General features: G+C 41.5%; 7 protein-coding genes and 2 pseudogenes. 2 read left to right on the plus strand and 7 right to left on the minus strand.

Annotated features, from left to right (window positions below; genetic code table 11):
• Positions 1-652: 652 nt before the first annotated feature.
• The 4 genes from AB4589_RS23360 to AB4589_RS23375 all read right to left on the minus strand — a co-directional run bounded on the left by AB4589_RS23360 (position 653) and on the right by AB4589_RS23375 (position 5,039).
• Complete coding sequence (locus tag AB4589_RS23360) at positions 653-2,269, minus strand: endonuclease (RefSeq protein ID WP_122047129.1); 1,617 nt, start codon at positions 2,267-2,269, stop codon at positions 653-655.
• A gap of 210 nt (positions 2,270-2,479) precedes the next feature.
• Positions 2,480-3,484, minus strand: a complete 1,005-nt coding sequence (locus AB4589_RS23365; RefSeq protein WP_372101794.1) for a metal-dependent hydrolase — start codon at positions 3,482-3,484, stop codon at positions 2,480-2,482.
• Positions 3,485-3,627: 143 nt separating this feature from the next.
• Positions 3,628-4,056: a hypothetical protein gene (locus AB4589_RS23370; RefSeq protein ID WP_372101795.1), complete on the minus strand. Its 429-nt coding sequence runs from the start codon at positions 4,054-4,056 to the stop codon at positions 3,628-3,630.
• 173 nt (positions 4,057-4,229) lie between these two features.
• The gene (locus tag AB4589_RS23375) at positions 4,230-5,039 is read right to left on the minus strand and encodes a sulfite exporter TauE/SafE family protein (RefSeq protein ID WP_372101796.1); all 810 of its coding nucleotides are present in this window, start codon (positions 5,037-5,039) and stop codon (positions 4,230-4,232) included.
• A 328-nt stretch (positions 5,040-5,367) separates the two neighbouring features.
• Here AB4589_RS23375 and AB4589_RS23380 point away from each other — a divergent pair, with 328 nt between their 5' ends.
• A complete protein-coding gene (locus tag AB4589_RS23380) occupies positions 5,368-6,345 on the plus strand; it encodes a DUF1852 domain-containing protein (RefSeq protein ID WP_029222927.1) in 978 nt (325 codons plus the stop codon).
• Positions 6,346-6,391: 46 nt separating this feature from the next.
• Entirely contained in the window at positions 6,392-7,420 is a 1,029-nt protein-coding gene (locus AB4589_RS23385) for a methionine synthase (RefSeq protein WP_009846559.1), read from the plus strand.
• Positions 7,421-7,525: 105 nt separating this feature from the next.
• On the opposite strand, the gene AB4589_RS23390 is transcribed toward AB4589_RS23385, so the two are convergent.
• The 3 genes and pseudogenes from AB4589_RS23390 to AB4589_RS23400 all read right to left on the minus strand — a co-directional run.
• On the minus strand, positions 7,526-8,008 hold the full coding sequence (locus AB4589_RS23390) for a tetratricopeptide repeat protein (RefSeq protein WP_029222928.1): 483 nt from the start codon (positions 8,006-8,008) through the stop codon (positions 7,526-7,528).
• Positions 8,006-8,437: pseudogene (locus tag AB4589_RS23395) on the minus strand (GNAT family N-acetyltransferase); the annotation flags it as partial. The gene AB4589_RS23390 and the pseudogene AB4589_RS23395, both read right to left, overlap by 3 nt.
• An 80-nt stretch (positions 8,438-8,517) precedes the next feature.
• Positions 8,518-8,799, minus strand: a pseudogene (locus AB4589_RS23400) (DJ-1/PfpI family protein); the annotation flags it as partial.

The following is an 8,799-nucleotide window of genomic DNA, read 5'->3' on the forward strand; positions in this document are numbered from 1 at the left end:
CCTTGAAAAACGCCGGTACTTTCTTCGAGTAAACCGCTTGTCCAGCAATTGAGGCTTCTTGATTCATGTTAATTTCATATAGTTATAAATTATTAAAGTGCAATTTATACTAAAAAGTGAAGATTGCAAATCATACCAGAGATAAGAAATATAACATTTTAATAACGTGCCAGCACACATTGCTTCCGATTCAAGGCACGTTATCAATCAAAACTTCCCTTTAGTTCTCTACTATTCAATAGCCGAGAAATAGTTGAACAACATATTCGTGCGTAACTGTGATTTAAGATCAGTCTGTTGTGGATTAGAAAATTTAGCTACATTGTTGGATCTTTAGGCATGAGGAAAAGTAAGGCAAGTTGCAGGGTTTAAAACTGAGTTCAATCCCTCTCCGGCTCACTTTTGGGCATAAATGATCTACAGCTTCCCCTAAATTAACAATTCAGAGATAACTAAAGGTATGGAAAGTCGCTTAACGTAGCGTCCAGTATTGATGGTGCAGACCACTGACAAGTATACGGGTCTTCTGACAATATGCTTTTTCAAATATTTAAAATCATGCTCTCTAATGCCCCTCAATAAAAAAGCCCAAACAAAGGATTGGGCTCAATTCAATAATCATGAAGCCATTGTCATGGTGGTTATATTCCGATTAATTTCCCCAGATTTGGCTTACAAACTCTGGATGGTCAATAAACGGATTACGATTCCCTTGAAAATCATGTACTGCCTTATTTCGGTCGATTTCTTTTTGGCTTACTGGATCTTCAGAATGCCAACGCTTTAGCATAGTAAGTAGCCAAGGTTCAAAAACGGTTGTATTGGTTCCATCCAGAACGGCATCAGAGCTTGTAGAGTTCCCTTCCCAATTAGCGATTTCATTTTCATAACGTGTTGCCATGTAGAAATATGCTCTTGCGAAATCACCTTTAAACTCATCAATTGGCTCAAACACCGTACCCACATAACCAAGAGAGTTCGCTGCGCTGCCTAACTTAGAACCATTGCTTGATGTGTATGTCGCGCTACTCACCTCACCAAATGGCCAATTACTACGTTTCGAGTTAACGTAGCCGTCAGTGGCAAATAAATGGTGACCGTCAGAGTTCATTGGCTCGACTTTCCCACCAAACCAGCTTTTCGGGAATGAGTGCTCACGGTTGTAGCAATCACCTTCTTTGCTGTATTGACCACATTGATCGGCCACCTTAGTAAATTGGATTGAATCAGAGCCTGAAGGTTTCTCCGAATACATATCGAGAATCGACCCATCAGTGTCATAGTATGCGTCTAGGTCAGCCTCAGACACCAACGTCCAAATAGCGGTGTAACCCTGACTGCTATGATTATCAATAATTTGATATAAGGCCGTTTTTAACGCAAAGCCCACTTTGCCTTCAGCGTCTTTATAATACTCACCTAAAACTGGTGGTTCAGTTGGTGGTGTAGTTGAACCACCAATTGTAAATTCTGTACTCTGACTTGCTTGGAAATCACCACCAGATGCCACAACGGTTCCGTTTACCGATAAACTGTATGAACCATTCCCCACACTGCAGCACATTCCATCTCCATAAGAGTCTAAGACTTCTAGGATGTAGCTACCATCCGCTAAACACATTTCCACTTCATTGATGGTGTTATTTTGATAGTCTGAACCAGAATAAAGAGTTTGAGAAACTGAGTTTTTGAGAGACCAACTGGTTTCAGAACCATAGTTATCCGTCACTAGCGTGAGTGCGGCACTTGTGTCATTGCAGCTTTGTGTGGGTGGAGTCTCCGTCGGCTGAAAGTTATCTAAATACACCACTTCCGAACCATCAAAACCTGCATCATCATAAAATCGTACGCCCACAACGATATCTTTAGTGCTCGTAGCGCTGTACGAGTGAGTCAATGCTTGCCACTGATTCGTTAAACCATTATTCGAGTAGCCTAAATAGCCATCAACAAAAAGGCGAGCTTTCACGTTGCCTTCCGTGTGGTAAACATCGACAGAGAAATCATAAGTTTTCCCTTGTTCAACACGTATCGTTTGCAGAAAATCGGTATTACTTTGAGTGCCTGTATTCACTGTTACTTGCGCAGAGAAACTGCCGTTATTAACAGGTACGTTAGAGGGTGAAACTGCAATGCCGGAGTCAATCACACTCCATCCAGATGGTACGTTTCCTTCCCAGCTTTCGAAACTTCCATTTTGCATTTGCGCATGCGCACTCACTGAACAAAGTAATGCAACGCCACTTAGTGTTATTATTCTATTTATCATATAACCTTCTGTTTAATTAGATAAAAAACCAACTAAGCTTAGAAAGTATTCATAAGATGGATAGAGATATAAATCACACTTATAAATGTAAGCACTATCAGTTTTATTAATATATGTGATGTAAGCGATGCAACATCGACCTGTTAAACAAACGAATAAAAAAGGCTGAGCAGGTTATCTGACTCAGCCTTTTTACTCTCTAGACATAGATCATTTATCGCCAGTGAGCATATCGAAGAAAATCTGTCTCGACTCTGGGGTGTTGTCTCGATGAGTTTCGTATTTTATATGCGAATTGGCATCAACAGATTTTGATAACTTGATACTCCAAAGTGCTTTCATTTGATTCGGTACAATTGAGTATCGGACGTCGATAATACGCAACTCGTCCGTTGGGTCCTGAGCAATATAACCATTAGAGAACCAGCGGAAGCGTTCAATATCTTTTGCTTGTTGTGAATTAGGGTCAAGCCAAGGTAAGTCCCTGCTAACATTCAGCTTAGCGATCGACTCTCCTGGATATACGTTTACCGATGTGCCAACCCGCACTGCGTCTACATGATAATGAGCCTCTGTTTCGTACACCACTTTCCAAACCAAGATATTCGCAAAGCTCGGTTTTGCCTCTAATCGAATCGGCGTGTGTTGTCTTTGTTCCGCTAATTGCCACCCAATCGCCTCTGCCCTATCTCTTTGTATCATCCCTAATGTTGGATAAATTAGAGCCCAAGCAAACGCAACACGTGCTAGCCAAGGTGCTCGTTTCAACGTTGCAAACACAAGCAAAACTAAGATGGGCAGCGTATAAACAGGATCGATGATTGATATGGTATTCCAAGCAAAACGCGCATTAGTCAAAGGCCAAAGTAACTGCGTGCCATAAGTGGTACAAGCGTCTAACAGTGCATGAGTGCCATAACCCAGAGCGCAAAACAGCCAGCTTTGCTTGAAAGTAAGCCCGCGCCTTTTTGCAATCAGATGATGTAGAACAAAGGCACAGATCAAACTGCCAATGGGGATAAAGAAGAGTGAATGAGTAAATTGCCGATGGAACTCCAAAGCCAACAAAGGATCACTTTGAGACTTAATCAGTGCATCTAGATCTGGAGCCAATCCAGAAAGTAGCCCTAATACCCCAGCAACAACCAAATGTTGTTTTTTGCTTGCTGACTGTGCCAAAGAAGCGCCTAACACGCCCTGCGTTAAAGGATCCATAAATCACTCACTGATAGCATTCCGTTGAATCAAACAAGGTACATTTAGCTATAGCAGTGAATTGGGTTAAATAACAATGTTTTATCAAGGTGATCATATTGATAGAACATCCTGATATTAATGAATTCCATGAAGCGTTAGCGTTAAACGTTTTGCTGCGTGGCCTTGCTTAACAGCATTTCCCAATCAGATTTATCAACCTGTCCTTTGTGAACATTCACTTTGTAATAGCCATTTTTAGTCAGTGATTTAACCTGAATATACTGACGAGAAAAGACAGTGTTTTTGATCACCAAGTTCGCTTTAACGTTATGTAGATGTATGTCTTCACCGACTAAAGATAAATGTCTTCGGGTGAACTTGGAGATCAAAGCATAGACAGCGATCATGATTAAGATAGAAGTAACAAAAGGGAAAAACTGGAGCTCAGTCTGATAAAACAAGTTGATAGCTAAAGATGCGATCACGTAACTTATTGTCATTGATAGAGCCACGTTCCAACGTGGGCCGTTGCCCTTAAATGAAATTTCTCGTGCCATCGCTCGCTCCTTTAGATAAGTATTTGACCACATTTGAATATTTACTAAACGCGAACAATCTTATTATGAGCCATGATGCATTAAAAGGAGTAACTCATGTTATTGGAGGGCTCAGATCGCAATTAGACATTTACATGCATTTTTTCGCACCTAAATGTCTAATGAATAAAGAAACTGATTCAGTTACAGGTTACTGAATTCTTTAATTAACGAGCAACCATGCTTGCTGCAATAACCACCAACAGTACCGAAAAGATCTTCTTAATCGTTGGAACCGGTAAATGGTTAGTTGCTTTTGCGCCCAGCGGAGCTGTAAACCAAGATGTGCACACGATGCCCAACAGCGCAGGCAAATAAACAAAGCCAGCAAAACCGTCTGTTAGAGCAAAGTGGCTGCTGCCTGAACTGATGTAACCTATCGAGCCAAACAACGCGATAACAATGCCACAAGCCGACGCACAACCAATCGCCTTTTTCATATCGACAGAGAAGAACGTCAATAGCGGAACCAGCAATGCCCCACCACCAATGCCTATCATGGCTGACAAGCCGCCCGTAATAGTTGTAAGAACCGTTAGTACGCCCTTGTCCGGTAGCTTTCGTTCTTTAGGCGCGTCATTTTTGCTGCTTAAGAACATCTTGATCGCAATAAGAACCACACTTACGGCAAACACAATACGAACCACTTTTTCCGGTAAAAGAGCCGCCATAAAGCCACTAATCAATGCACCCAGAGCAACACCCAACATGATCCAAGGTGCCAAATCCCAAGGCACGTTTCCATTTTTGTGGTGAGCAAGCGCAGAAGAAGTTGAGGTAAACAAGATTGATGCCAAGGAAGTCGCAATCGCTGCAACGACCACTTGGTCAGCAGGTAAAACTTCTAAGTGAAGTAAAATGCTGCTTAACACAGGTACAATGATAAGCCCTCCGCCAATCCCCAAAAGTCCGGCAAGAAAACCAACACCACTGCCTAATAATGCACAGTATAAAATCAACAACAGCAACTCACTCATTTCGTCCATCTCTTAATTAAATTAATTGTCTTAAATAACGCACTATTAATGTGGTTATATTTCCATCAAGCCAATTAATATAACTGACACCACCTAATATTTTCAAACATAATAGATCATGAATATTCCTCATGTTGAATGTGAAGGAATACCATTGTTAATCATTTATCGAACCAAGTATAAAAATACCAAGCGATTAACTTAATACCGTATTAATTTTTCATACAGTATTGCCTTCAACTATTAATCCGGTCACAAGCAAAAATAAAAGCAATTTTAATTCTAAAGACCGCGAAAGTCAGACAACAGATTGGGATATCAGATCAACATGAATACAGAATTTAATTTTACAATTAAGAGCATTAGCCTCGATGAGAACTATCAACCTGCGGACAGCACACGTATCACCACCAACTTCGCTAACTTAGCGCGTGGTGACAGCCGCCAAGCAAACTTGCGCAATGCACTGCAGATGATTGACAACAGTTTCAACGCATTAGCACACTGGGACAACCCAAAGGGCGATCGTTACTCTGTAGAGCTTGAAATCATTTCTGTTGATATGGACATTGAAAGCAACGGCGAAGCATTCCCTTCCATTGAAGTACTGAAAACCAATATTCTAGACCGTAAAACCAACGAGCGTATTGAAGGCATTATCGGAAATAACTTCTCTTCTTATGTTCGAGATTATGACTTTAGCGTACGTCTATTGGATCATAATAAAGGCCAAGAGAAATTCAGCATTCCGGAAGATTTTGGGGATTTACACGGCAAGCTTTTTAAATATTTCGTTAACTCTGACGCTTACAAAAAGAACTTTAATAAACCACCTGTTATTTGCTTAAGCGTGTCAGATAATAAAACCTATTACCGTACTGAAAACCAACACCCAGTATTAGGTTTTGAATACCAACCGAATGAGTCTTCTTTAACTGAACAATATTTTAAGAAGATGGGCTTACAGGTTCGTTACTTCATGCCGCCAAACAGTGTTGCACCTCTAGCTTTCTATTTCTTTGGTGATCTACTGAACGATTACTCAAACCTAGAACTTATCAGCACCATCAGCACCATGGGTACATTCCAAAAAATCTACCGTCCTGAGATTTACAACGCGAATGCGGTTGCAGGTAACTGCTACCAACCAAACTTGAAAAACTTGGATCACTCGCTAACTCAAATCGTGTATGACCGAGAAGAACGAAGCAAATTAGCTATCGAACAAGGTAAATTCGCAGAAGAGACTTTCATTAAGCCATACCAGTCAGTTCTAGAGAACTGGTCTGCCAACTACGCGCTTTAATCGAGCAATTACGCTCTTAAATCACCAAGGATAGGCAGTATAAATTATGAAAACATTATTACCGACTTCAACAGCAGGCAGCTTACCTAAGCCATCTTGGCTAGCACAGCCAGAGACACTTTGGTCTCCATGGAAACTGGAAGGCGACGAATTAACCGACGGCAAACAAGACGCGCTACGTGTCTCTCTTCAAGACCAGCAACAAGCCGGTATTGATATTGTGAGTGACGGCGAACAGACACGTCAGCACTTTGTAACAACCTTCATTGAACACTTGAATGGCGTGGATTTTGAGAAGCGTGAAACCGTTAAAATTCGCGACCGTTACGATGCGAGTGTACCAACAGTCGTTGGCCCTGTTTCTCGTCAAAAATCGGTTTTTGTCGAAGATGCTAAGTTCTTACGCCAGCAAACGGATCAACCAATTAAGTGGGCTCTACCGGGGCCAATGACCATGATAGATACGCTTTACGACGCGCATTACCAAAGCCGTGAAAAGCTAGCATGGGAGTTCGCAAAAATCCTTAACGAAGAAGCAAAAGAGTTAGAAGCTGCTGGTGTTGATATTATTCAGTTCGATGAGCCTGCGTTTAACGTATTTTTTGATGACGTGAACGATTGGGGTATTGCTTGTTTAGAAAGAGCCATTGAAGGGCTTAAGTGTGAAACTGCAGTCCATATTTGTTATGGCTACGGCATCAAAGCAAATACGGATTGGAAAAAGACACTAGGTACCGAGTGGCGCCAATACGAAGAGGTATTTCCTAAGCTTCAGCAATCGAATATCGATATCATCTCATTAGAGTGTCATAACTCTCATGTTCCGGTTGAATTGCTTGAGCTCGTTCGAGGTAAGAAAGTGATGGTCGGTGCTATCGATGTTGCAACCAATTCAATTGAAACACCAGAAGAAGTTGCCGACACTCTACGAGAAACACTGAAGTATGTTGATGCCGATAAGCTCTACCCGTGCACCAACTGCGGCATGGCTCCCCTTCCTCGTGAAATTGCCTCAGCTAAGCTCAATGCGCTAAGCGCTGGCGCAGAGATCGTTCGTAAAGAACTTTCAGAGTAACGGTTTAAACTCAAACCAAAACTAAAACCGAATTCTTGAAGCCTAAGTATCCTATTGATGCTTAGGCTTTTTCTATATTAGTACATGATTTTTATAAGCAGCGGCTTACCAAGTTTTATCTAAGTCTTGAGCATATAAAGAGATCGCGCGTTGGTACTCTTTAATCGCATCGCTATTAGTCGTAGATACCAAAAGCTCAAGTAATAGCGACGTCGCCTCTTTATGGCGACCTAAATTGTACAAACACATTGCGTAGAAAGGTTTCACTTCTATCGAGTCAGGATACTCAGCCATAGTCTGTTCGAAATAGCCTAAAGCCTCTGCATAAAGACCAAGGCTTCGATAAGTACTCGCCAAACCGAACAGCGCATCAAAACGCTCTACTGAAGAAAGCACGCCAGACAGAGATAGCACATAATGCTCAATCGCCTGTCGCTCTTTACCTTGATTATCGTAAGACCACGCGATCTGCAAGTGCGCTTTCGCGGCATAATTTTCATCAGTGAGTAGCGTTGCCAACAAGTCACGTGACTCTTGGTACTTCTCTTCTTTTCGCAATTCGATTGCTTGTTTGATAATGGTGTCCATAGTTCTTCCTAAAATCAGTTCCATTTCAACGAGTCCTTTCACTTCAGACAACTGAGTAAAACCTTTTGATTGATAAAGCTTAATAGCGGGGTTCTCACTGAACACTCGCAACACTAACTGAGCCGATGATTGATTGTTCGCATGTTCAATAGCTAGATCCAGACACTTCGAACCAAAGCCTCTATCTTGATATTCAGCTAATATCTGCAAGTCCCTAAGAAACGTTGTATCACAGTTGTAACTGAAGCGGATAACACCAATACGGCTATCCCCTACATAAACTTCATAGTTATCCAGTTCATCCCAGCTGCGTAAAAACTGGCTATGACCCCAAGCGATGCCACGAGCTTGGTAGTAACTCGCCATATTCGTTTTAGTGATCGATTCAGCGAACTTAGGATCGGAACCTTTGACTAACCTTACTTCCATATTGTGTCCTTTGTTTTAAATCACACCTGAGTACGGCATTGAGAAATGCCACATATGTTGAATCATTTTAGAAGGGTTAGTTATGTACATTCATGCCAACTGTACTCCATTTGACGCGCTACTTTCGAGGAAAATTGCAGACCGTAATGTACTGATCCTAAATGTAAGCTCATATCTATACCTGCAGAAATCCCTCCAGAAGTTGTAAATTTACCTGATGTCACCCATCGTTTATCACTGATCACATCTAAACATGGAAACTGTAACGCTAAGTCAGAAATATCTTCCCAATGAGTCGTGACTGCTAATCCCTCAAGTAAACCAGCTTTAGCCAAAAGAAACGGTATCCGCCCCATGAACCC

Source organism: Vibrio sp. 10N.222.49.A3 (assembly GCF_041475145.1).
Classification (GTDB): domain Bacteria; phylum Pseudomonadota; class Gammaproteobacteria; order Enterobacterales; family Vibrionaceae; genus Vibrio; species Vibrio tasmaniensis_A.